The 23,105-nt window shown below is 34.8% G+C and carries 21 protein-coding genes and 3 tRNA genes; 15 read left to right on the forward strand and 9 right to left on the reverse strand.

Annotated features, from left to right (window positions below):
• Positions 1-8: 8 nt before the first annotated feature.
• Positions 9-1,025 carry a UDP-glucose 4-epimerase GalE gene (gene galE, locus BN1226_RS08935; protein ID WP_044470905.1) on the reverse strand — a complete coding sequence of 339 codons (1,017 nt, stop codon included), beginning with the start codon at positions 1,023-1,025 and terminating at the stop codon, positions 9-11.
• A 219-nt stretch (positions 1,026-1,244) separates the two neighbouring features.
• On the opposite strand from galE, the gene BN1226_RS08940 reads away from it, so the two are divergent.
• The 3 genes from BN1226_RS08940 (at position 1,245) to BN1226_RS08950 (ending at position 3,523) form a co-directional block, all read left to right on the forward strand.
• The gene (locus BN1226_RS08940; RefSeq protein WP_005759678.1) at positions 1,245-1,442 is read left to right on the forward strand and encodes a glycine zipper 2TM domain-containing protein; all 198 of its coding nucleotides are present in this window, start codon (positions 1,245-1,247) and stop codon (positions 1,440-1,442) included.
• 181 nt (positions 1,443-1,623) lie between these two features.
• Positions 1,624-2,937 carry an NCS2 family permease gene (locus BN1226_RS08945; RefSeq protein WP_044470906.1) on the forward strand — a complete coding sequence of 438 codons (1,314 nt, stop codon included), beginning with the start codon at positions 1,624-1,626 and terminating at the stop codon, positions 2,935-2,937.
• A 25-nt stretch (positions 2,938-2,962) separates the two neighbouring features.
• The gene (locus BN1226_RS08950; RefSeq protein ID WP_044470907.1) at positions 2,963-3,523 is read left to right on the forward strand and encodes a hypothetical protein; all 561 of its coding nucleotides are present in this window, start codon (positions 2,963-2,965) and stop codon (positions 3,521-3,523) included.
• Between the two features lie 76 nt (positions 3,524-3,599).
• Here BN1226_RS08950 and tilS read toward each other — a convergent pair whose 3' ends face one another.
• Together tilS and pdxY are read right to left on the reverse strand one after the other, a co-directional pair.
• Positions 3,600-4,886: a tRNA lysidine(34) synthetase TilS gene (gene tilS, locus BN1226_RS08955; protein WP_044470908.1), complete on the reverse strand. Its 1,287-nt coding sequence runs from the start codon at positions 4,884-4,886 to the stop codon at positions 3,600-3,602.
• Positions 4,887-4,984: 98 nt separating this feature from the next.
• Positions 4,985-5,845, reverse strand: coding sequence for a pyridoxal kinase PdxY (gene pdxY, locus BN1226_RS08960; RefSeq protein WP_005759731.1), 861 nt, complete (start codon positions 5,843-5,845; stop codon positions 4,985-4,987).
• Positions 5,846-5,935: 90 nt separating this feature from the next.
• Between pdxY and BN1226_RS08965 the strand changes: the two genes are divergently transcribed.
• Positions 5,936-6,011 (forward strand) — tRNA-Thr (locus tag BN1226_RS08965).
• Between the two features lie 139 nt (positions 6,012-6,150).
• On the opposite strand, the gene BN1226_RS08970 is transcribed toward BN1226_RS08965, so the two are convergent.
• The gene (locus BN1226_RS08970; RefSeq protein WP_044470909.1) at positions 6,151-7,089 is read right to left on the reverse strand and encodes a Kdo(2)-lipid IV(A) acyltransferase; all 939 of its coding nucleotides are present in this window, start codon (positions 7,087-7,089) and stop codon (positions 6,151-6,153) included.
• A gap of 146 nt (positions 7,090-7,235) precedes the next feature.
• Between BN1226_RS08970 and hldE the strand changes: the two genes are divergently transcribed.
• Both hldE and BN1226_RS08980 read left to right on the forward strand, forming a co-directional pair.
• Positions 7,236-8,681 carry a bifunctional D-glycero-beta-D-manno-heptose-7-phosphate kinase/D-glycero-beta-D-manno-heptose 1-phosphate adenylyltransferase HldE gene (hldE, locus tag BN1226_RS08975; protein WP_044470910.1) on the forward strand — a complete coding sequence of 482 codons (1,446 nt, stop codon included), beginning with the start codon at positions 7,236-7,238 and terminating at the stop codon, positions 8,679-8,681.
• A gap of 309 nt (positions 8,682-8,990) precedes the next feature.
• A complete protein-coding gene (locus BN1226_RS08980) occupies positions 8,991-9,305 on the forward strand; it encodes a CBU_0592 family membrane protein (protein WP_204204332.1) in 315 nt (104 codons plus the stop codon).
• Positions 9,306-9,333: 28 nt separating this feature from the next.
• Here the strand turns inward: BN1226_RS08980 and ettA are convergent, their stop codons facing one another.
• Positions 9,334-11,004 carry an energy-dependent translational throttle protein EttA gene (gene ettA / locus BN1226_RS08985; RefSeq protein ID WP_044470911.1) on the reverse strand — a complete coding sequence of 557 codons (1,671 nt, stop codon included), beginning with the start codon at positions 11,002-11,004 and terminating at the stop codon, positions 9,334-9,336.
• A 465-nt stretch (positions 11,005-11,469) separates the two neighbouring features.
• Between ettA and zevA the strand changes: the two genes are divergently transcribed.
• The gene (zevA, locus tag BN1226_RS08990) at positions 11,470-12,105 is read left to right on the forward strand and encodes a zinc transporter binding subunit ZevA (RefSeq protein WP_044470912.1); all 636 of its coding nucleotides are present in this window, start codon (positions 11,470-11,472) and stop codon (positions 12,103-12,105) included.
• The gene (locus BN1226_RS08995) at positions 12,096-13,151 is read left to right on the forward strand and encodes a nickel/cobalt transporter (RefSeq protein WP_044470913.1); all 1,056 of its coding nucleotides are present in this window, start codon (positions 12,096-12,098) and stop codon (positions 13,149-13,151) included. The genes zevA and BN1226_RS08995 overlap by 10 nt, the downstream gene beginning before the upstream one ends.
• A 127-nt stretch (positions 13,152-13,278) precedes the next feature.
• Here BN1226_RS08995 and BN1226_RS09000 read toward each other — a convergent pair whose 3' ends face one another.
• Together BN1226_RS09000 and BN1226_RS09005 are read right to left on the reverse strand one after the other, a co-directional pair.
• Positions 13,279-14,256 (reverse strand): calcium/sodium antiporter, encoded by a 978-nt coding sequence (locus BN1226_RS09000; protein ID WP_044470914.1) that lies wholly within the window; start codon positions 14,254-14,256, stop codon positions 13,279-13,281.
• A 178-nt stretch (positions 14,257-14,434) separates the two neighbouring features.
• A tRNA-Asn gene (locus BN1226_RS09005) sits at positions 14,435-14,510 on the reverse strand.
• 513 nt (positions 14,511-15,023) lie between these two features.
• Here BN1226_RS09005 and uvrB point away from each other — a divergent pair.
• A complete protein-coding gene (gene uvrB / locus BN1226_RS09010) occupies positions 15,024-17,060 on the forward strand; it encodes an excinuclease ABC subunit UvrB (protein WP_044470915.1) in 2,037 nt (678 codons plus the stop codon).
• 105 nt (positions 17,061-17,165) lie between these two features.
• Here the strand turns inward: uvrB and ribA are convergent, their stop codons facing one another.
• A complete protein-coding gene (gene ribA, locus BN1226_RS09015) occupies positions 17,166-17,828 on the reverse strand; it encodes a GTP cyclohydrolase II (protein WP_005759689.1) in 663 nt (220 codons plus the stop codon).
• Positions 17,829-17,909: 81 nt separating this feature from the next.
• Between ribA and BN1226_RS09020 the strand changes: the two genes are divergently transcribed.
• The 3 genes from BN1226_RS09020 to BN1226_RS09030 all read left to right on the forward strand — a co-directional run bounded on the left by BN1226_RS09020 (position 17,910) and on the right by BN1226_RS09030 (position 21,235).
• Positions 17,910-18,659, forward strand: a complete 750-nt coding sequence (locus tag BN1226_RS09020; protein ID WP_044470916.1) for a phosphatase PAP2 family protein — start codon at positions 17,910-17,912, stop codon at positions 18,657-18,659.
• Between the two features lie 13 nt (positions 18,660-18,672).
• Entirely contained in the window at positions 18,673-19,587 is a 915-nt protein-coding gene (gene nagK, locus BN1226_RS09025) for an N-acetylglucosamine kinase (RefSeq protein WP_044470917.1), read from the forward strand.
• A 190-nt stretch (positions 19,588-19,777) separates the two neighbouring features.
• Positions 19,778-21,235, forward strand: a complete 1,458-nt coding sequence (locus tag BN1226_RS09030) for an alanine/glycine:cation symporter family protein (protein WP_044470918.1) — start codon at positions 19,778-19,780, stop codon at positions 21,233-21,235.
• A gap of 49 nt (positions 21,236-21,284) precedes the next feature.
• Here the strand turns inward: BN1226_RS09030 and BN1226_RS09035 are convergent, their stop codons facing one another.
• Positions 21,285-21,809 (reverse strand): YceB family lipoprotein, encoded by a 525-nt coding sequence (locus tag BN1226_RS09035; protein WP_005759691.1) that lies wholly within the window; start codon positions 21,807-21,809, stop codon positions 21,285-21,287.
• Between the two features lie 237 nt (positions 21,810-22,046).
• Here BN1226_RS09035 and BN1226_RS09040 point away from each other — a divergent pair, with 237 nt between their 5' ends.
• The 3 genes from BN1226_RS09040 (at position 22,047) to BN1226_RS09045 (ending at position 23,092) form a co-directional block, all read left to right on the forward strand.
• A complete protein-coding gene (locus tag BN1226_RS09040) occupies positions 22,047-22,793 on the forward strand; it encodes a BUD32 family EKC/KEOPS complex subunit (RefSeq protein ID WP_044470919.1) in 747 nt (248 codons plus the stop codon).
• A gap of 9 nt (positions 22,794-22,802) precedes the next feature.
• Complete coding sequence (locus BN1226_RS10915; RefSeq protein ID WP_005759744.1) at positions 22,803-22,925, forward strand: hypothetical protein; 123 nt, start codon at positions 22,803-22,805, stop codon at positions 22,923-22,925.
• 90 nt (positions 22,926-23,015) lie between these two features.
• Positions 23,016-23,092: transfer RNA gene (locus tag BN1226_RS09045), tRNA-Met, on the forward strand.
• Positions 23,093-23,105 lie beyond the last annotated feature (13 nt).

Raw genomic sequence — 23,105 nt, forward strand, 5'->3', positions numbered from 1 at the left:
TTGATTAATTAACGTTTATAACCTTTCGGATTATTTTTTTGCCAGTTCCATGTGTCACGCATCATATCTTCTAATGAATGCTGTGCTGTCCAGCCTAATACTTCAGCCGCTTTTTTCGGGCTAGAATAGTAGGAGTCAATATCACCTGCTCGGCGAGGAGCAATTTTATAAGGGACTTTAATTTGGTTGACTTTTTCAAAGGCTTTAACCATATCTAATACAGAATAGCCAATACCAGTGCCTAAATTATAGGTATGTAAACCAGGTTCACCGTGATGTTTATCTAGCGCTTTTAAGTGACCTACGGCTAAATCCACTACATGGATATAATCTCTTACTCCTGTACCATCTGGTGTGTCATAATCATTACCAAATACAGAAAGTTCTGGTAATTTTCCAATGGCTACTTGGCTGATAAATGGCATTAAGTTATTTGGAATACCATTTGGATCTTCTCCAATTAAACCACTTTCATGCGCACCCACAGGATTAAAATAACGTAATACAATAGCCGTAAATTGTGGATTCACTTTTACTGTATCCGCAAGTATTCTTTCAACCATATATTTAGATGTCGCATAAGGGCTTGTTGTTGCCCCTACAGGACTGTTTTCAGTGACTGGAACCACATCAGGTACGCCGTAAACTGTTGCAGTTGAACTAAACACAATGGTATTGACGCCTGCTTTTAACATTTCATCCACTAAAGTAATAGAACCACCGACGTTATTTTCATAATAGAAAAGTGGTTTTTGTACACTTTCACCTACCGCTTTTAAACCAGCGAAATGAATAACGGATTCGATTTTATGCTCAGTAAATATTTTGCGTAATATTTGACGATCTAAAACATCACCTTTATAAAAGCTAACCGCTTTACCTGTGATTTTTTTTACACGTGCTAAAGATTCTTCGGAAGCATTGTGTAAGTTATCTAATACCACAATGTCACGACCTGAATTTAATAATTCCACCACAGTATGGGTACCAATATATCCAGCACCGCCTGTTACTAAAATAGCCATATTTTATCCTTGTATAAGTAAAATTCGTATTTAGTATAAGTCTTTTAAACTCTGAGTGAAAGTGAAGAATTCATCAGCGATTAAGATAAGTTTGTTCAGTATGATAAAATGTTTGTCATATTGAACTTTTGTAAAATTGAGCAGTCTTAATTTATAGCTAATCTGAAGCAATAAATATGTTGATGATGCTATTTGTCTTAAATTATCGGAGTTTACCATATGAAATCAATCGCTAAAATTTTCGCTGTACTATTCATTGCAAGTTCAGTTGCTGCATGTGCGAACATGACGAGAGGTCAAAAAAACACTGCTGTGGGTGCCGCAATTGGTGGGGTTGCAGGTAATGTTATTGGTCATTCTACAGGTGCAACTTTAGGTGGTGCTGCATTAGGTGGTGTTATTGGTAGCCAAATGTAATTCAATTATTTACTGATAAAAACTCCATGTTCATGGAGTTTTTTTATGAGTAAAAGGATTAAAAACTTCAATGAAATTATAGAGTTCTTTTCGTCTTTTAAAATTATCACGCAAACGTTTACTGTTTTGTTTTTTAGCGTAAAATACCCCCTCTCAATATTTATCTTTTTTAGGGGATCTTATGTCTTTAGAAAACCATTTTGAAATTACCGCTCGAGGCTCAACTTTTCGTCAAGAAATCATTGCAGGATTAACGACTTTTTTAGCAATGGTTTATTCAATCATTGTTGTACCTGGTATGCTAAATAAAGCGGGTTTTCCAGCAGAAAGTGTCTTTATTGCCACTTGTTTAGTTTCTGGGTTAGGTTCAATTTTAATTGGCTTTTGGGCGAATGCACCAATGGCGATTGGTTGTGCTATTTCATTAACAGCCTTTACTGCGTTTAGTTTGGTGCTTGGACAACATGTTAGTATTCCAGTTGCACTTGGTGCGGTATTTCTAATGGGGATTGTTTTCACACTAATTTCTGCAACGGGTATTCGTTCATGGATTTTACGTAATCTTCCAATAAGCATTGCTCATGGTGCGGGGATTGGGATTGGTTTATTTCTACTTTTGATTGCTGCAAGTGGCGTAAATTTAGTGGTTAGTAATCCTAATGGTACCTTAGTGAAACTAGGTGATTTCATGTCATTCCCAGTGATGATGTCATTAATTGGTTTAGCTTGTATTATTGGTTTAGAAAAATTACAAGTCAAAGGTGCAATTCTTTGGGTAATTATTGCCATTACTATTGTTGGTTTAATTTTTGATCCTGCGGTAACCTTTAACGGTGAAGTATTTAAAATGCCAACTTTTGGCGAACAATCATTATTTGCAGCATTAGATATTCAAGGGGCATTACAACCTGCAATTTTGCCTGTGGTATTTGCTTTAGTGATGACCGCTGTATTTGATGCTACGGGAACTATTCGAGCTGTCGCTGGTCAAGCTAATTTATTAGATAAAGATGGACAAATCATTAATGGTGGTAAAGCGTTAACCTCTGATTCTGTGAGTAGCTTATTTTCTGGCTTATTTGGTACTGCACCCGCAGCAGTTTATATTGAATCAGCAGCAGGAACCGCAGCAGGAGGAAAAACAGGAATTACCGCAATTGTCGTTGGAGTATTATTTTTACTCATGTTATTTTTCCAACCACTTGCCACTTTAGTTCCTGCGTATGCAACAGCACCCGCTTTAATGTATGTAGGATTATTAATGTTAAGCAATGTAAGCAAATTAGATTTTGCTGATTTTGTTGGTGCAATGTCGGGGTTAGTTTGTGCGGTATTTATTGTCTTAACAGCGAACATTGTTACTGGTATAATGCTAGGGTTCGCATCATTAGTAATTGGACGTATTATTTCTGGTGATGTGAAGCAATTAAATGTAGGAACTGTACTCATTGCCATTGCATTAGTTGCTTTCTATGCATTTGGTTGGGCAATTTAAAGTTAGTCTATTAAAGGGAAAAAAAATGAAACTTTTATCAAAATTAGGTGCGGTAGCTGTATTAGCATTAACCTTAGCCGCTTGTGGTGGCGATCCTGCTGCGGAGCTTAAAAAGCTTCAAACATGGGATAAAGATCATGCTGCACAACAACAAATTCAAGTGGAACTTCAACAAGCATTACAAACTGTTAAAGAACCTAAAGATTTACAACCTGTTGTAGATGCATATAAAGCTAAAGTTCAAGACTTAATTAAAAGTTTAGATCAATTAGATATTAAAAGCGCTGAAATAAAAACATTAAAAGAGAAAACTAAAGCAGTGTTCTTAAAATCTCAAGATGTGACAGTAGATAGTTTAAATGTTTTAGTGGTTTCTCGTACAGATGAAACAGTTAAAGCTCTACAAACTAAAACTGAATCCTTAAATAAGGATGTTCAAGAGTTAATGAAACTACAGGCTGATTTACAAGCTAAGTTCGGTGATAAAACTGCAACACCGGCACCAGCAGAAAAAGCTGCTCCAGTAGAAAAAACTGAGCCAGCACAACCTGCTCCAGCAACTGAGCCAGCACAACCTGCGAAATAATTTATTTCCTTGTTAAACAAAAGCCTCCTATTTAGGAGGCTTTTTGTTTATTTATTTGATTTTGCTCTTTTTGATGCTATGCATCATCAGATAAAATTTTAAAGAAACCCACCGCACTTTTGAGCTGATTCCCATAGAAAATTAATGGAATACGCTTGCGTTGCCATGGTGGAACATTCAATTGTTGCCATATTTTTTTTATCTCTTGATTCATTGCTTTTGAATGTAGTTTTACTTTACCTGAATAACTAAAACGAATTTCTATAGGCTGTTCGGTGAAGGGCAAGTCTATTTCATATTGTTGCCACTTAATATATATTTTGTTATTTCTTTGTTGAGCGAGAATTTCTCCTAATCCATCAGGTAAAGCCAGTTTTTGATCTAATGTCAATTGCAAAATGATATGGCTTAAATCTGCAAATTTATCTGTGATAAAAAGCTTATTTTGATAACGACGAATAATTTTGCCAGCAATCACAAATTGTGGATTTGCATCTTGCTTAGCAAAGATGACATCTTGTATTAATTGAGTTAATTGTACGGTGCTTGGCATGGGAATTTCTAAGGAATTCAACCATAAACGTAACAAGGCTTTTTGTTTCAATTGAGAATATTGTGTAAAGCAAGCAATATTGAAAGTGCGGTCAGATTCCGAAAAATTTTTTTGAAAATCCTCCTCTAACAATTCATTGATTAATTGTTGTTGTTCACCACAATGTTGTGCTGAACGTTGAACAGCTTGGTCAAAATGTTGCCAACGTTTACGAATAGAGGGAAGAATTTCATTTCGTAAAAAATTGCGATCATATTGATTATCTAAATTACTTTCATCTTCGATCCAAGACAAATTTTGTGCTTGTACATATTGTTCTAATTGTTTACGACTAAAAGATAATAAGGGTCGTAAAATGGGGATGCCAAAGGTTGTATTTTCCTTTTGCATTGCACTGAGACCTTGTAATCCACTACCTCGTTTTAATGCGAGTAAAAAGGTTTCTGTTTGATCATTTAGATGATGTGCAGTAGCAAGAATTTCATTAATTTGAATGTGTTTAGCAATTGCTTGATAACGGGCTTCACGGGCACCAGCTTCAATGCCATTTTGTGTATTGACTCTCACTTTTTCCACAATAAGAGGAATGTTAAATTGATGACAAATCTCTTCACAATGAGCAACCCAGCCATTAGCATTTGGGCTAAGTCCATGATGAATATGAATAGCACGCAGGGTTAAGTGCGGTTGATTTTTATGTAATTTTGCAAATAAGGATAATAATGCGGTAGAGTCTAAACCTCCACTGAAAGCAATAAGAATATTTTTGTGATGAATTGTCTGTTGAAAGTGTTCAAAAAGATCTGACATACGCATTTCCCATAGATGTAATGGGTTATAAGTATAAAGTAAATCAAGGTAATAAGAAAAGCGTTACAGTACTGTAACGCTTTTAGAGAAAGGAAAAGTTAGGCTATTTTTGTTGCTTGTACGCCACTTTGTGGAGTAATGATTAAATCACGAGCTTCAATAATTTGTAGCTCATAACCATGTCGCTCATAAGTAATTCGCATAATATCATTTACTGCATTAGCCGTGTGTTCAAAAGCTTCTACATCGGATTTGCCATTAAGTAAATTTGCTAAAAATAAACCCGAGGTTAAATCACCGACACCGACAGGTTCTTTAGCAAATTCATAAAGCGGGCGGGTTATATGCCAAATACCTTCTGGTGTGGCGAGTAGCATTTCAAAACTTTCTGTATGTTTACCCACTCGACTGAGATGTTTGACTAATACTTTCTTTGGTCCTTTGCTAAGAATTATTTTGACTGCCTCAATAGCTTGTTCAAAATTTTCTACTGAAATACCACTGAGTTCTCGTAATTCAACAAGGTTAGGAGTGATAATATCTGCCTGTGCGATAGCAAGTTTGACAAGTGCCTCTTTTACACCATCAGCAACAATACATCCCTTATCAGGGTGCCCCATAACAGGATCGCAGAGATAAATAGCCTTAGGGTTTCGTTCTTTTATGAGGTTTTTGGCTTTGATGATCTCTTCAACTTGGTCCGCCGAACCAATATAACCAGAGATAACTGCATCACAATTAATTAATTCACCAATTTCGTCAATACCACGAACAATTTCTCCAATTTGCTCTTTAGGCATCACCATTCCTGTCCATTTTCCATATTGTGTATGATTTGAAAATTGAACAGTATTTAACGCCCAAACATCCATGCCCATTAATTGCATTGGAAAAGTTGCGGATTTATTACCTGCATATCCAAAAACTACGTGTGATTGAATTGAAAGAACGTTTTTCACTGATTTCCACCTCATTTATGCTAAAAAATTTAAAAAATAGACTTGCAACCTTTTAAAATATCCATATAATTAGCTGCTCATCCAATCCGTGCCGACTTAGCTCAGTAGGTAGAGCAACTGACTTGTAATCAGTAGGTCATCAGTTCGATTCCGATAGTCGGCACCACTTCTATTAACAATTATTCAACATATTCCAGTGCATTTCAACTATCAAGTATAAATCTCTACTTTAAAAAATTCTAATTATTATATTGAATAAATGGGTTGAGATTAAAAAGCCACTATTTCGAATAGTGGCATTGAATTTAATCATACAAACTTTTATCAGATTCATGTGGACGAGTTTTGAAACGACGATGTAGCCACATATATTGCTCAACTGCCATCATAATTTCTTTTTCCACTAGTTTGTTCATTCGCTTAGCGATTTCTACTTCATCGTCAATAATGTCACTAAAATCTACCGCAGGTTCTATTGTTACGGTGTAGCCTGAACCATCTTTATTGCGAATAGGTGCAAAAGGTATGACTTTACTGGTCGGAGAAGATTTTAATAGATAGTAACTTCCAGTGGTAGTTGCAACTTCAGGTACGGCAAATAAAGGAACAAATACTGCGTTCTTTCTTCCATAATCATGATCTGGAGCATACCAAATCGTGTTACCTGTACGAAGTGCTTTAATCATGCCACGTAGATCTTTTCTATCAAGCAGATCTTTATTAGAACGAATACGCCCTTTAAATTGAATCCAATCCATGAGTGGATTATCATTAGGTCGATAAATACCTATTCCTGGATGTTGTAAGCCCACCACTCTTGCACCTAATTCTAAAGTGAGAAAATGTACGCCAACTAAAATAATACCTTCTTGCTGATGTTGCTTTAAGTGTTCAATGCCGACTAATTTACACCATTTATTAATACGTTTGTCCGACCAAAACCAAGCCATCCCTGTCTCAATAATTGCCATACCGACAGAGTCCAAGTGTGATTGTAAAACGAAGTCAACTTTTTCTTTTGACCAATCAGGAAAGCAGAGTTCAAGATTACGACGGGCAATTTTAGCACGACGTTTACCTACACTCAGTTTAGAAAACAAATACCCTAAACCATGACCAATGTTTTTTAAGATAGGATAGGGTAATAAAAGTACTAATCTGAAAAAAAATAAACCAATCCAAAATGGCCAGTATTTAGGCATCAGAAAAGCTTTATCAAATTTGGGAGGAGAATTTTGGGGCATAATCAGAAATAAATAACCTTGTGATAATAAGTATTGTGTTAGTTTAACGGAAATTTATAGAAATTTTAAGCCAATCAGCTTATGACTGTGGTAAAATTTGGCAAATTTTCCAATTTATACTCAATAAATGCGAATAGGATTTCAATATGGCTCAGTATTCAGCTCAATTTAATCATGCGAAAGTTTTAGTATTAGGGGATGTAATGTTAGACCGTTATTGGTTTGGCTCGACAAATAGAATTTCTCCTGAAGCACCAGTGCCAGTGGTTAAGGTTCAACAAAATGAAGAACGTGCTGGAGGGGCTGCCAATGTAGCAATGAATATCGCTTCATTAAATGTGCCAGTACAATTAGTAGGCTTAACAGGTGATGATGAAGCTGGTTCAGCTCTCGTAGATTTACTAGAAAAACAACGAATTGATTGTAATTTTGTGAAATTGGATACCCATCCAACTATTACTAAATTACGAATTCTTTCTCGTAATCAACAGCTATTACGCCTTGACTTTGAAGAAGATTTTCAACACGTCAGAAGCAATGATTTGTTGCATAAATTGAATGATCAAATTGAAGCTTTTGGTGCATTAGTTTTGTCTGATTATGGTAAAGGAACATTAAATGATGTGCAAAATATGATTCAAATTGCACGCAAAGCACAAGTTCCTGTGTTAATTGATCCTAAAGGCACTGACTTTGAACGTTATCATGGTGCGACCTTACTCACTCCTAATATGTCTGAATTTGAAGCTGTTGTGGGTAAATGTGAAACCGAACAGGATATTATTGAAAAAGGGCTTAAACTTATTTCTGATATTGAATTAAGTGCTTTATTAGTGACACGTTCAGAGAAAGGAATGACATTATTACGTTCTGGTCAAGAAGCTTATCATTTGCCAACAGAAGCTAAAGAAGTATTTGATGTGACTGGTGCTGGTGATACGGTAATTAGTGTATTAGCGACGGCAATTGCAGATGGTCGTACATTGGAAGAAGCATGTTATTTGGCGAATGTGGCTGCGGGCATTGTTGTCGGTAAATTAGGTACATCAACGGTTTCTACGGTTGAATTAGAAAATGCAATTCACGGTCGTTCAACCAGTGGTTTTGGAATTATGACAAAAGATGAACTTAAAATTGCCGTGAATTCAGCAAAACGTCGTGGTGAGAAAATTGTAATGACTAATGGTTGTTTTGATATTTTACATCCAGGTCATGTTGCTTATTTAGAAAATGCACGTAAATTAGGGGACCGCCTTATTGTTGCTGTAAATTCTGATGCTTCAGTAAAACGCTTAAAAGGCGAAACAAGACCAATTAATGGTATTGAAGCTCGTATGGCGGTATTAGCTGGATTAGCATCAGTGGATTGGTTGGTGGAATTTGAAGAAGATACTCCTCAGCATCTTATTAGTGAGATTTTGCCTGATCTGCTTGTAAAAGGAGGAGATTATCAACCTCATGAAATTGCTGGTTCAAAAGAAGTTTTAAACAATGGTGGAGAAGTGAGAGTATTAAATTTCGAGGATGGTTGTTCGACAAGTAATGTGATTAAGAAAATCCAAGAACTCAAAACCTCTTCATCAGTAGATTAATCTATGTTAGTAATTAGCGATTAAATAGGAGTACACATCAGTAGTAGAATGATGCAAAAATATCACTATTTAGTGAATATAAAATGTATTAATCAAGTATTTTCTTTATATCCAGTAGCTTGTTAGATTTTATAAATTATCCCGTCATTTTTGATGGGATTTTTTATGTGCAGATTTTATTTTTATATAGATATCGTTTGCTTTTTAAAGGTTAACGTTTGCGTTGAAATAGCCTATTTTCAATTGAATTTTTATTTTGTAGAATCAATCATCTGTTATGTTAACGGACTAAAATAACAAGGAAAAATCATGAATATTATAATGGAGTTTTTAGGTTTTAACTCATTAACAATAGAGCAACTGGCAGTACTAGATACAACTGCACATATTGTAGGATTTTTAGGAATGGCTTGCGTGGTAATTGCATTTTGGTGTGTTGTAAGTGAGCACTGGAAACCAATTTCCTTGCAATACAATATTGTTAATGGTATTGGTGCAGTATTACTCATACTTAGCTTATGTGTACATTTTAATTTAGGTTCATTTGTAATTGAAATCTTTTGGATTTCAATTTCTTGTATAGGTATTTATAAATACTTTCGTCAAGATAAGACATTGATCTAATAAAAAATCCCCAAAAGGGGATTTTTTATTATTTAGAAATTCGTTTATATTTGACTCGATGAGGTTGAATAGCAGCTTCACCTAAAGTTTTCTTTTTCCACTCTTCGTAATCAGAGAAATTACCTTCGTAGAAGGTTACTTTACCCTCATCACCATAGTCTAAAATATGAGTAGCAATACGGTCTAAGAACCAGCGGTCATGTGAAATTACCATCGCACATCCTGGAAACTCTAAGATTGCATTTTCTAATGCTCGTAAGGTTTCTACGTCCAAGTCATTAGTTGGTTCATCTAATAAAAGGACATTACCACCACGTTGTAATAATTTTGCTAAGTGTAAACGACCTCTTTCACCACCAGATAATTCACCTACACGCTTTTGTTGATCAACGCCTTTGAAGTTAAAACGACCAACATAAGCGCGGCTAGGAATTTCAAAATTACCGATAGTTAAGATATCTTGACCATTTGATACTTCTTCCCAAACTGTTTTCTTATCATCCATGGAATCGCGGAATTGCTCCACAGAAGAAAGTACTACAGTTTCGCCTAAGATGATCGATCCTGAATCAGCTTGTTCTTGACCTGAAAGCATACGGAATAAGGTCGATTTACCAGCACCATTAGCACCAATAATACCTACAATCGCACCTTTCGGAATTGAGAACGATAAATCATCAATTAATGTACGATCACCATAAGATTTAGTTAAGTGTTCAACTTCAATGACTTTATCACCTAAACGTGGACCAGGTGGAATAAAGAGTTCGTTAGTTTCATTACGTTTTTGATATTCGCCATTATTTAGTTCTTCAAAGCGAGCCATACGAGCTTTACTTTTAGCCTGACGACCTTTGGGATTTTGGCGAACCCATTCTAATTCTTTTTCAATCGATTTTTGACGAGCAGATTCTTGAGCTTGCTCTTGTGCTAAGCGATTTTCTTTTTGTTCTAACCAAGAAGAGTAGTTACCTTCCCAAGGAATACCTTCGCCACGGTCAAGTTCTAAGATCCAGCCTGCCACATTATCTAAGAAATAACGGTCATGGGTGATTGCTACGACAGTACCTTCATAGTCATGTAAGAAACGTTCTAACCAAGCGACAGATTCAGCGTCTAAGTGGTTAGTTGGTTCATCTAATAATAACATATCTGGTTTTTCAAGTAATAAACGGCAAAGTGCTACACGGCGACGTTCACCACCTGATAAGTGTTCAATTTTTGCATCCCATTCAGGTAAACGTAATGCATCCGCTGCACGTTCTAATTGATTATCAAGATTATGACCATCATGTGCTTGAATTATCGCTTCAAGATTTGCTTGCTCTGCCGCTAATTTATCAAAGTCTGCGTCAGGATCTGCATATAAAGCATAAACTTCATCTAAGCGAGTTAACGCATTTTTAACTTCAAAAACAGCTTCTTCAATCGCTTCTCGAACAGTTTGTTGAGGCTCTAATTTTGGTTCTTGTGGAAGATAGCCAATTTTTATACCTGGCTGTGGACGAGCTTCACCTTCAAACTCTTTATCTATACCAGCCATAATACGTAATAGCGTAGATTTCCCTGCACCATTTAAACCGAGCACACCAATTTTCGCACCAGGAAAAAAGCTTAAAGAAATATCTTTAAGAATATGGCGTTTAGGTGGCACAACTTTACCAACACGGTGCATTGTATAAACAAATTGTGATGACATATTGGATCCCATAAGTGTTATTTAACTAAATTGCTTATTTTACTTGAAATTATAGGGATATGTAAGATTTATCTTGAGTAACAGGATATAATATAAAAATTATTCTAGTTTTTAGTAAAGTAATAAACTTGAATGAACTTTTTTCTAGGATTTTAATCTATAAAAAAAACCACCCTAAAAGGGTGGTAGGAAAGTAGTTTAGCTATTTATTTATGATTATTTTATTTAGGAACTTTATGAATATCAAGCAATTACTTGACGTCATGTATAGTACATAAAAAAGTTCCCAGAACAAAGCTTGATATGATGATTTATTGATATAAATCATATTATTTGTAGGGTTTTAGATTTAGTCGCTTATTTTTTAGCAAATATTGACAAGAAATTATAGGTTTTAAGTTTGATTTTTATTTTAAAGAATGAAGTTCATACTATTTAATATTAATGAGTAAGGTTGTTTTGATCATGAAAAAACTGATTTTTTTATTGTCTTGTTCCATTATTTTTCTTTCACAAAATACGTTTGCTCACCCACATGCATTCATAGAAATGAAAACAACACCGATTGTTAAGGAGCAAAAATTAATAGGCTTTTCTATGAAATGGTTATTAGATCGAGCAAGTTCATCAGAAATGTTATATGATTTGCAGCAAGCTAAAAATGATCCTAAAGAACAACAAAAATTAGCTGATGAAATGATGAATAATATTGTTAATGAACATTATTTTAGTTATTTTTATGATCAAAAAGGTCGCAAAATTAAATATACCTCAAAACCACAAAATTATGGTTTACAAAATTCCAATTCACAAATTCTTTATTATTTTGATCTTTTATTAACTGATCCTATTGAGTTAAAAAATACGGAATTAACCTTTTCAACTTATGATTCTACATATTATGTATCTATGTATTATGATGAACAGAAAAATGCAGTGGATTTTTCACCACTCCCCTCAAATTGTCAAGGCAAAATTTTAGCGCCTAATGTAGATGACAAAACCCGACAATATGCTTCATCACTAGATAAAACCCAACGAGATGAAGATTTCACCTTAGGTAAACAATTTGCACAGAAAGTGATTATATTATGCAAATAAAAGCGGTACAAAAGGAAAATCTAAAACATAATAAATGGATTTGGATTGTTCTCTTAATTTCATTAATTATTGCTATTACTAATTTATTCCCTTGGTTATTTACCCATATTGTGGTTTGGCAAAGGGAATTTAATCAATTAATTTCTGATAATTTACAGGAAATTAAGCATAATCCTAGGGTTGCTGGAAGTATGCTGATTTTGATTAGTTTTCTGTATGGAATATTTCATGCGGTAGGCCCTGGACACGGTAAATTTATTATTGCTAGTTATTTATCTACTCATCAGTCGAAGCTTAAAAAGAGCATGAAGTTAAGTTTTTTATCTTCATTAATGCAAGGCGTTGTGGCGATCTTGGCAACTTCTATTGTGGTAGTGATACTGAATTTATCTTCTGCTTATTTTAAATTAAGCCAATTATGGTTAGAACGAGTCGCTTATCTTCTTATTATTTTGTTAGGTTTACGTTGGTGTTATCAAAGTTTTCAAAAATTTATAAAAAAACACCGCACTTTATCACAAGTGAATAAAGTTCCTCATATTCGTCAAATTAATGTATTAACAGACAATTTACGCATTGGTCAGAATATAACTCAAATTCAGTCTCAAGAATTTATTCCTCATGAACATGGAGCGGATTGCGGTTGTGGACATAAACATATGCCAGAGCAGACCGAATTAGAGCAAGCTACTAGCTGGAAATCACAATTTTTAGTGATTATGAGTATTGGTATGCGTCCTTGCACTGGAGCAATTTTTGTCTTATTTCTTTCTTATATGCTGAATTTATATGCTTGGGGAATTGTTGCTACTTTAGCTATGTCAATTGGAACTGGGCTAACGTTATCCAGTTTCGCAGCTATGGTTCAATATGCCAGAAGTACAGCGATTAAAGTAGGAAAGTGGTATTTATCTCCCACATTAAATTTAGATTTTGATGTATTAATTAAATTGATTGCTGGATTATTATTAATTTTCTTTGCTATTAGTCTGTTATATGGAACAACCTTGCCTTCATCAGGTGGGGCAACATTATTTGGACGGTAATAATTTTCTTCCATACTACAAGTGATATAGGTCGCTTTAATTTAGATATTATTTTTGTTTAGGAAAATATTTATGACAAACCGCCTTAATTATTTCTATTAAGGCTTGTTACAATCTCCCTTTTATTTTATACCGCAGTTTGAAGTAAATAGAAGTTATAGCCTAGATAAATTAAGAAGAATATGAACCCTTCAAAACGATTAATTTTACCCTTGCCTTTATGCTTACCAAAGTTTAATCCAAATACCAGTAAGAGCAAGGTTAAAATTGACATTACTAATATATCTCGGTTAAACACTTCTGAACCTACTTGCATTGGCGAAATTGTACCAGCAATGCCCACTACAGCAAGTGTATTGAATAGATTAGAACCGATGATATTACCGACAGCTAGATCGACTTGATCTTTTTTGGCAGCAACTAATGATGAGGCTAATTCTGGTAATGATGTTCCCACAGCAACAATGGTTAAGCCAATTACTAAATCGCTTACGCCAAAATAATGGGCAAGCTCAACGGCGCCCCATACTAATAGCTGAGAGCTTATCATCAAAAGCAATAGCCCAACTATCAGCCAAAATAATGACAGTTTAATATTTATTGGATCTTTTTCAGTTAATTCTTCATTAACATCATAAGCAAGGCTATCTGGTTTATTTTTTAAACCATGCCAAATTGTCCATATCATATAAATTGCAAATATCACTAATAGAATGATGGCATCTTGTCTAGATACTTCTGCGTCATAAATTAGCAATGCCGAAATTCCAGTAATCAATATTAGAATAGGTAATTCTTGCTTGAGCACTTGAGAATTTACGGCTAAAGGTGAAATTAAAGCGGTCAAACCTAGAATTAAGGCAATATTGGTAATGTTTGAGCCATAGGCATTCCCAAGCGCAATGCCAGAATTACCATTCAATGCTGAGGTTGCTGATACGATCATTTCTGGTGCGGAGGTACCGAAACCAATAATGATCATACCGATAAGTAATTGAGGCATACCAAAATAGCGGGCGGTTGCTACCGCACTATCCACAAAGCGATCTGCGGCCCAAATTAACAGTATTAATCCACCAATAATAGCGAAAGAGGGGAATAACATGATGATGAGTCCCTAAATGAATGTAAAGTTTGGATTATATAGTGAAAGGATTCATTAGAAAATAGGATAAAAACAAAACATCAGAAAAATAAAAGCCCGTAAATACGGGCAAAAATCTTTTGGCGATACACTATACTTTTATAAAAGGAGACAAATAAAAGATAACCAAAAGAGAATTTGGCTCCTCCTGCTGGACTTGAACCAGCGACATACGGATTAACAGTCCGCCGTTCTACCGACTGAACTAAGGAGGAATTATTCGGTATTACCTCAGTGTATCTTACTGAATAGGTTGCGAATGATAAATGTTAGTCGTAATCTTGTCAACACTCAAACGGTAAAAAGTTTTTATTTTTCTTACCTAAATTTCTATCCACAAAAGCTGTGGATAACTCTGTGTATTATTACCTTAAAGATTATCTAAGGCTTGATTATATAAGGCTTTGATGAATTTTGTTAAATAATTGGTTGTAAAATAACATTTATATATTTATCAATAAGTTAACAAAATTCCAGTAAAATATTTTAAAAAATTTTTTAATTTTGTGAGGATTTTATATTGACAAATATAAGTCTGTGTAAAACTTAGATTTTTATCTTCTGAATTTGTTACGATTTTGTGATAAAATGCAAAAAATCTTAAAATCTAATTTTATCGAGATAACTAGGCATTAAATCGAAAATTTTCTTTTTCATCATATAAAAATTTATGAAAATAGAACCGCACTTTTGGTTTATTTAACATAAGAGTTTGAGTCAAAAAATCTATGTCACATAAAATAAATTCTAAACCGTTTATTTTGCATTCAACGTTTCAGCCTTCAGGTGATCAGCCTCAGGCGATAGAACGATTGAGCGAAAACCTCAATGATGGCTTAGCTCACCAAACGTTACTTGGGGTAACAGGTTCAGGGAAAACCTTCACTATTGCTAATGTAATTGCAAAATTGAATCGTCCAGCCATGTTACTTGCGCCAAATAAAACCCTGGCGGCACAGCTCTATGCTGAAATGAAAACCTTTTTTCCTGAAAATGCGGTGGAATATTTTGTTTCTTACTATGATTATTATCAGCCTGAAGCCTATGTGCCTGCGAGTGATACCTTTATTGAGAAAGATGCTTCTATTAATGATCAAATAGAACAAATGCGTTTGTCTGCAACAAAATCTTTCTTAGAACGCAGAGATACTATTGTAGTTGCTTCGGTTTCTGCTATTTATGGTTTGGGTGATCCTGATTCATATTTAAAAATGATGTTGCACTTGCAGACAGGAGCAATTATCGATCAACGTCAGATTTTAGCTCGTTTAGCCGAATTGCAATATACACGTAATGACCAAGCGTTCCAACGTGGTACTTTTCGTGTACGTGGTGAAATTATTGATATTTTCCCTGCCGAATCCGATGATAAAGCTGTGCGAATTGAGTTATTTGATAATGAGATTGAACGTTTGAGTTTATTTGATCCTCTCACTGGAACAAGTTTTGGTACGGTCCCTCGTTTTACGGTATATCCTAAAACCCATTATGTGACGCCAAGAGAGCAAATTCTCGATGCAATTGAAAAGATCAAAGCCGAATTAGTGCTTCGCCGAGAGGAGTTTATTAAACAGCATAAATTATTAGAAGAACAACGTATTACTCAACGAACTCAGTTTGATATTGAAATGATGAATGAGCTAGGTTATTGCTCTGGTATCGAAAATTATTCACGCTATTTATCAGGTCGTGATGAAGGTCAACCACCACCGACTTTATTTGATTATATGCCTTCTGATGCTTTGTTAGTAATCGATGAATCGCACGTTACAGTGCCTCAGATTGGAGGAATGTATCGAGGTGACCGTTCTCGTAAAGAAACCTTAGTGGAATATGGTTTTCGCTTACCCTCTGCACTGGATAATCGTCCATTGCGTTTTGAAGAATTTGAACGTCTAGCGCCGCAAACCATTTATGTATCAGCAACACCAGGCCCTTACGAGTTAGAAAAATCGGGTACAGAAATTATTGATCAAGTTGTACGTCCGACGGGATTATTGGATCCTGAAATTGAAATTCGCCCAGTAGCTATTCAAGTTGATGATTTATTATCAGAAGCTCGTCAGCGGGCAGAACGCAATGAGCGTGTACTTGTAACAACCTTAACTAAGCGTATGGCAGAAGATTTAACTGATTATCTTGAAGAGCATGGTGTTCGAGTTCGTTATTTGCATTCTGATATTGATACTGTTGAGCGTGTGGAAATTATTCGTGATTTGCGTTTGGGGGAGTTTGATGTTTTAGTCGGAATTAACTTATTACGTGAGGGTTTAGATATACCAGAAGTTTCATTAGTTGCTATTTTGGATGCGGATAAAGAAGGCTTTTTGCGTTCAGAACGCTCATTGATTCAAACTATTGGTCGTGCAGCTCGTAACTTAAAAGGTAAAGCAATTCTTTATGCGGATCGGATGACTAATTCAATGGAAAAAGCAATTACGGAAACTAATCGTCGCCGTGAAAAACAAATAAAATATAATGAGGAGCGAGGTATTATTCCTCAGGCTTTAAATAAGAAAGTAGGAGAATTATTAGATATTGGGCAAGGTGGTTCAAACAAATCTCGCAGTAAACAACGCACACAAAAAGTTGCTGAATCAACCGCAGTTTATGATATACCGAACAATCCTAAAGAATATCAACAACAAGTTAAAAAGCTTGAGCAACAAATGTATAAGTTTGCACAAGATCTTGAATTTGAAAAAGCTGCGGCGATTCGTGATCAATTACATAAATTGCGTGAAAAGTTTGTAGAAAATGGTTAACTCTTTCTGCCTTTACAGACTAACCTTTCTAAGTTTAGAGATGATGAAGAGCAATTAATATTGTTTAATTAGATCTAAAAAGCCCTCCTAGGAGGGCGATGTTTTCTATTTATTTGAATTAGGAATTTCAGACTGACAATGTGGACATTCTAAGAAATGTTTTTCATTATTATGGACAATAAAATGTCCCATTTTTTTTGCTTTAGTATCTAAATAACCACGATTATAACGATTTTCGCCTACGTTTAGTGGCACACGCTCTACAATATTAATACCCGCTTTTTTCATTGTATCAATTTTATTTGGGTTGTTGGTTAACAAACGTACTTTGGATATTCCTAATAATTCAAAAATATCAGCACAAACACAGAAGTTACGTTCATCAGCGGCAAAACCTAAAGCAAGATTAGCTTCTATCGTATCCATTCCCTGATCTTGTAATGAATAAGCACGAATTTTATTAATCAACCCAATGCCTCGCCCTTCTTCACGATGATAAATCAGAACGCCACGGCCCTCCTCACTGATTTGACGTAATGCGGTAGTAAGTTGGAAACCACAATCACATTTTAGACTATGTAAAGCATCGCCAGTTAAACATTCAGAATGGATACGTGCTAAAACAGGTTTTTCTTCACTATGACTAATATCACCCATGACTAAGGCAACATGTTCTTTTTTTGTGTCTGGAAATTCAAAACCCACAATTTTAAAGAGTCCAAATTCTGTTGGAAGATTTGCTTCTGCAACCAATTGAATTTTTGACATAAATAAATCCTTACCTCTACTATCTACTTTTCCACTATGTAATGTTAAAATGCATCTTTTCAACTATGGGAAATTATAAAAATGTTAAAACGATTGTCATTATATACTCTTTTACTTTGTCTTGTGCCTATTTTTGCATGGATTTCTGGTTGGCATTGGCAAGGTGACGAGGAGATAACCAATTTTGATCATTTTTTATATTGGTTAACTGAAACCAGTACGGCGCCTTACGCTTTAATGACTTGTGGTGTGTTCGCCTTACTTTTCTTTCCATTTGCTAAAACGAAAAATCAATGGATTTTTATTGTCTTAGTTTTAGCTTTTTCTACAGTAATAACCCAAGGCGTTAAAACGGGTTTAAAACATGTGTTTGCCGAGCCTCGCCCTTACGTTGAACAATTAGCACAAGATTCGGGAGCTAGTGCTGAGTATTTTTATGATCAAACTAAAGCACAACGCAAAATTATTGTAAATAATTATTATACAAGTAAAGCTGAGACACCAACTTGGTTAGTTAAACATAGAATGGAAGAAGTTAGTTATTCTTTTCCATCAGGTCATACTATCTTTGCGGTTAGCTGGTTATTGTTAGTGGCTGGATTTATGCGTTTATTAAATGATACTTCCATAAAAGCAAAAATTTTTGTATTTTTGACCGCACTTTGGGCAGTATTAATGCTGATTAGTCGATTACGTTTAGGTATGCATTATCCAATTGATTTATTGGTAAGTGCGTTAATTTCTTGGGGATTGCATTGTGCATTATTTATCTTTTTGGAAAAGAAACAATTTTTTGCAAAAGATTTCGCACCTAGATGTTTACTTAAGTAATTAAGGATAAAAAATGCTGTATGGTTTAGATATTGGCGGTACAAAAATTGAATTAGCTGTTTTTAATGAGCAGTTAGAAAAGCAATATTCTCAACGTGTGGATACACCGAAAGATAGCTATGAACAATGGTTAGAAACTATCGCATCACTTGTGCGTGCAGCCGATGAAAAATTTAATGAGAAAGGTTCTGTCGGGCTAGGAATTCCAGGTTTCGTTAATCCAGATACAGGAATTGCTGAAATTACTAATATTCGTGCAGCGGATAATAAACCAATCTTAAAGGATCTCACTCAATATTTAGGTAGAGAAGTTCGTGCAGAAAATGATGCAAATTGTTTTGCCTTATCGGAAGCTTGGGCAACAGAAAATCAAAAATATCCTTTTGTCTTAGGGTTGATTTTAGGAACAGGTTTTGGCGGTGGATTAGTTTTTAATGGCAAAGTGCATTCAGGCGAAACAGGCATGGCAGGTGAATTAGGGCATCTACAATTAAATTATCATGCTTTAAAATTATTAGGGTGGGATAAAGCACCTATTTATGAATGTGGTTGTGGCAACCAAGCTTGCTTGGATAATTATTTATCAGGCCGTGGATTTGAATGGCTTTATCGAGATCTTAAAGGAGACACATTATCCGCAAAAGCCATTATTGAACTCTTCTATGCGGGAGAGCAAAGTGCGGTAGAGTTTGTGGAAATTTTTATAGAATTAGCTTCAATTTCTCTAGGTAATATTATTACAGCTTTAGATCCACACCTGATTGTATTAGGCGGTGGATTGTCTAATTTTGATTATTTATATGAAGCCTTACCGAGAGTTTTACCGAAACATTTAATGCGTAGTGCAAAAGTGCCCGTGATTAAAAAAGCTAAATATGGTGATTCTGGTGGTGTACGAGGTGCCGCCGCATTGTTTCTTACCGACTAATAATAAAAAGCGAGATTATTATCTTGCTTTTTTATTTTTTCTAAAAAATCGATTATTTATTCTTCTTTAATTGAAAAATATTCATCTAAATGAAGTTGTTTTTATTTTTTTATCATTTTTTACTGGTAATTTCAATCTTGATCATTAAAATTCACTACTTATTTTTATTAGGACTTTTAAGGAATTTAAAATGTTTTCGAATTTTATTAGTTATATAGAACAGGGAATTCGTTGGTTCGTAGAACATTTTGATGGGCCATTATGGAATGCGACTATAGTTACCTTGTTAGGTGTAGGGCTTTTTTTTACAATTACTACAGGGTTTGTACAGTTACGTTTATTTCCACATAGTATTCGTGAAATGTGGTTCGGGCGTGCATCGCAAGGAGATTCACTTTCACCATTTCAAGCCTTTGCAACGGGATTGGCAAGTAGGGTTGGCGTGGGTAATATTAGTGGAGTAGCAACAGCGATTGCATTAGGTGGACCTGGTGCTGTATTTTGGATGTGGGTTACTGCATTGATTGGTATGTCTAGTGCCTTTGCTGAATCTTCTTTAGCACAGTTATTTAAGATTAAAGATGCTAAAGGTTCATTTAGAGGCGGGCCTGCTTATTATATTTCACAAGGTGTAGGCTCTAAATTATTGGCGATTGCTTTTGCATTAGCACTTATTTTTACCTTTGGTTTTGCCTTTAATGCGGTTCAATCCAATTCTATTGTGGAGGCAACTCGTAATGCATGGGATTGGGATGCTCATTATGTAGGGCTGTTGTTAGTATTACTAACCTCTTTTATTATTTTTGGTGGTATAAAACGAATTGGTCGTTTTTCGGCTCGTATTGTACCAATGATGGCATTGTGTTATTTAATTCTCGCTTTGATTATTTTAGGTATGCACTATGACAAAGTGCCTTCTATCATTTACTTAATTATTAGCAGCGCATTTGATTTTTCTGCTATGGCAGGAGGGATTTTTGGTGCCGTACTGTCTAAAGCCATGCTATTAGGGATTAAACGTGGTTTATTTTCGAATGAGGCGGGTATGGGCTCTGCACCGAATATTGCAGCTACTTCAGATGTAAAACACCCTGTGAGTCAAGGTCTTATACAGATGCTAGGGGTTTTTGTTGATACTATCTTAGTTTGTAGTTGTACTGCCATTATTATTTTATTGTCGGACAACTATGGTAGTGAATCCCTAAAAAGTATTTCATTAACACAAAAAGCGTTGCAATATCATATAGGTGAGTTTGGGGTACATTTCTTAGCCTTTATTTTATTGTTATTTGCGTTTTCATCCATTATTGGGAATTACGCCTATGCTGAAAGCAATATGCGTTTTATTAAAAATAACCCTATTGTTGTCAATTTATTTAGATTATTGGTATTGTTCTTTGTATATTTTGGTGCGGTAAATTCAGGAGGAATTGTTTGGGCATTTGCGGATACCGTAATGGCGATAATGGCTATGCTCAATTTAATTGCTTTACTTATTTTATCGCCTATCGTATGGATTTTATTACGAGATTATTATCGCCAAACAAAACAAGGTGTTGAACCTGTATTTAATATTATGGAACATCCTAAACTGTTAAAATTACGTTTAGATCCAAGATTATGGAATCGGATTAGAGAGCATAAATAAGTTCAAAGTTAAGGCATATTTTATATGCCTTAAATTTATTATCGGGATATTACAGTATATCTGTTTCTAAGCTGATTCTTCCTTTTTCAACAGAAATGCCTTTTGCAAATTTTTTGATTAACATTTCACGAGGTTTAGTTTCATCTAAAGTATAAATAGGCATGTTTGTCATTAACATAGCAATACTCTGATTAAGATAAGGCATAATAGGTTCAATTTTTTCCATATAGGTTTGTGGAGAGCCTGACCAATTAATAATCCGTAAATCACGTAAATAGATTGAACCCGTTTTAGGATCATAATAAGGAATGGTATCAATAGTAAGATTAATTTTTCCTGCATAGGCTTTTCTTTGTAGGTTAATTAATCCATCAAGTGTGCCACTTACTTCCACTCGTTTAGAATCAGACTGACCAATTTTAGTCGTAAGGTTTTGAATTTTATAATTCATACCAAATAAATTAGGTAAACCAATTTGATCTGATATTTCACCCTTTTTCGCTAAATAATCATTGATCTCTTCTTCACTCACTGAAAATGCATAAGCTTGTGTGATTGAAAAAAATAATGTCATTAGAAAGGTAGCGTAAAATATTAATTTAGATCTCAACATTAAGATAACCTCATAAAAATCTTTAATTTAAAAATATCCTAAAAAAAGCTAAAATAAACCGATCAAGAAACTTTACTATTAGTCAGTGTAGAGCAGTATAAGTTCATTGCTTTAGCCTTTCATTGTAGGGTAAATGTCTAAGGTTGGTTTAGCAAAGTGCGGTAGCATTTTAGAAATTTTAATCTGAAGGAGTTAGAAATGACAGCGGATGAGCAAGCTATGTTTGCCCAGCATGTTGAAAAATTATTGCAAGAGCATCGAAATGAACGAATATTTCGCTTTGAGTTTAATCACCAACTTTATTGGATTAAGCAACCTGAAGTTTTACATGGCATTTGGAAAATATTAAAGCCACATCCAAAACAAGCTTTTCAAAATGAATTAAACCTATTGAAAGAATTAAATGCAAAACACGCACCAGTGCCAACGTTAATGCTTTCAGGTGACAATTTTTTTGTTCTAAAAGATGTTGGATTAACGATTAATCAATGGGTTGAAAATGCAGATTTAGGATTAGATATTGAAGAGCAAAATCAAATTTTATCTGATGCAGTACATGGTTTGACAGAGTTGCATCGAAGAAATTTAATTCATGGTCGCCCCGCACTACGAGATATTGCTTGGGAAAAAGGTCAAATTATATTTATGGATTTTGAAGCTCAATCACATAGCCAAAATTTAGAATGGAAAAAAATACGTGATATACTTATTTTTATACATGGCGTTTGTCGTACAAAATCTATTTCCAATGAACAAATTCAGTATGTGATTAACACCTGTAGTGTATGTTGTGAGCCACAACTATGGCAACAAGTTTTAAATTTTGTGGAAAAAAGTCGTTGTCTTTATTATGTATTGTTGCCTTTCAAACCTATTGCAAGAATGGATTTAATTGCGATTTATCGGTTATTTGAAAATATGTTTCCTTTAATTAAAAAACATTAGGAAAATAATATGAAAAAATTATTTATTTTTATCATTATTGCGACTTGTATGAGTAGTTGTTCTGTTGGTGGTGGGTTTGGCGTCAATAATGGTGGAGCAGGTATTGGAATTAATTCTGGCATTCGCTGGTGATTTGATGAAAGCGCGGTAGCATTTTAATTTATTTTTTCAATAACTTGATATTTGTCAAATTTATGTCTATAATACGCCACATATTTCGGACGCGGGGTGGAGCAGCTTGGTAGCTCGTCGGGCTCATAACCCGAAGGTCGTTGGTTCAAATCCAGCCCCCGCAACCACTTGCTTATTGTA

It is taken from the genome of Mannheimia massilioguelmaensis, from assembly GCF_000940515.1.
GTDB classification, from domain to species: domain Bacteria; phylum Pseudomonadota; class Gammaproteobacteria; order Enterobacterales; family Pasteurellaceae; genus Basfia; species Basfia bettyae.

What these genes read in the sequence shown, in the direction of transcription:
- galE (WP_044470905.1), bottom strand. Translation starts at nt 1,025, where the DNA reads ATGGCTATTTTAGTAACAGGCGGTGCTGGATATATTGGTACCCATACT.
- BN1226_RS08940 (WP_005759678.1), top strand. Translation starts at nt 1,245, where the DNA reads ATGAAATCAATCGCTAAAATTTTCGCTGTACTATTCATTGCAAGTTCA.
- BN1226_RS08945 (WP_044470906.1), top strand. Translation starts at nt 1,624, where the DNA reads ATGTCTTTAGAAAACCATTTTGAAATTACCGCTCGAGGCTCAACTTTT.
- BN1226_RS08950 (WP_044470907.1), top strand. Translation starts at nt 2,963, where the DNA reads ATGAAACTTTTATCAAAATTAGGTGCGGTAGCTGTATTAGCATTAACC.
- tilS (WP_044470908.1), bottom strand. Translation starts at nt 4,886, where the DNA reads ATGTCAGATCTTTTTGAACACTTTCAACAGACAATTCATCACAAAAAT.
- BN1226_RS08970 (WP_044470909.1), bottom strand. Translation starts at nt 7,089, where the DNA reads ATGCCCCAAAATTCTCCTCCCAAATTTGATAAAGCTTTTCTGATGCCT.
- hldE (WP_044470910.1), top strand. Translation starts at nt 7,236, where the DNA reads ATGGCTCAGTATTCAGCTCAATTTAATCATGCGAAAGTTTTAGTATTA.
- BN1226_RS08980 (WP_204204332.1), top strand. Translation starts at nt 8,991, where the DNA reads ATGAATATTATAATGGAGTTTTTAGGTTTTAACTCATTAACAATAGAG.
- ettA (WP_044470911.1), bottom strand. Translation starts at nt 11,004, where the DNA reads ATGTCATCACAATTTGTTTATACAATGCACCGTGTTGGTAAAGTTGTG.
- zevA (WP_044470912.1), top strand. Translation starts at nt 11,470, where the DNA reads ATGAAAAAACTGATTTTTTTATTGTCTTGTTCCATTATTTTTCTTTCA.
- BN1226_RS08995 (WP_044470913.1), top strand. Translation starts at nt 12,096, where the DNA reads ATGCAAATAAAAGCGGTACAAAAGGAAAATCTAAAACATAATAAATGG.
- BN1226_RS09000 (WP_044470914.1), bottom strand. Translation starts at nt 14,256, where the DNA reads ATGTTATTCCCCTCTTTCGCTATTATTGGTGGATTAATACTGTTAATT.
- uvrB (WP_044470915.1), top strand. Translation starts at nt 15,024, where the DNA reads ATGTCACATAAAATAAATTCTAAACCGTTTATTTTGCATTCAACGTTT.
- ribA (WP_005759689.1), bottom strand. Translation starts at nt 17,828, where the DNA reads ATGTCAAAAATTCAATTGGTTGCAGAAGCAAATCTTCCAACAGAATTT.
- BN1226_RS09020 (WP_044470916.1), top strand. Translation starts at nt 17,910, where the DNA reads ATGTTAAAACGATTGTCATTATATACTCTTTTACTTTGTCTTGTGCCT.
- nagK (WP_044470917.1), top strand. Translation starts at nt 18,673, where the DNA reads ATGCTGTATGGTTTAGATATTGGCGGTACAAAAATTGAATTAGCTGTT.
- BN1226_RS09030 (WP_044470918.1), top strand. Translation starts at nt 19,778, where the DNA reads ATGTTTTCGAATTTTATTAGTTATATAGAACAGGGAATTCGTTGGTTC.
- BN1226_RS09035 (WP_005759691.1), bottom strand. Translation starts at nt 21,809, where the DNA reads ATGACATTATTTTTTTCAATCACACAAGCTTATGCATTTTCAGTGAGT.
- BN1226_RS09040 (WP_044470919.1), top strand. Translation starts at nt 22,047, where the DNA reads ATGACAGCGGATGAGCAAGCTATGTTTGCCCAGCATGTTGAAAAATTA.
- BN1226_RS10915 (WP_005759744.1), top strand. Translation starts at nt 22,803, where the DNA reads ATGAAAAAATTATTTATTTTTATCATTATTGCGACTTGTATGAGTAGT.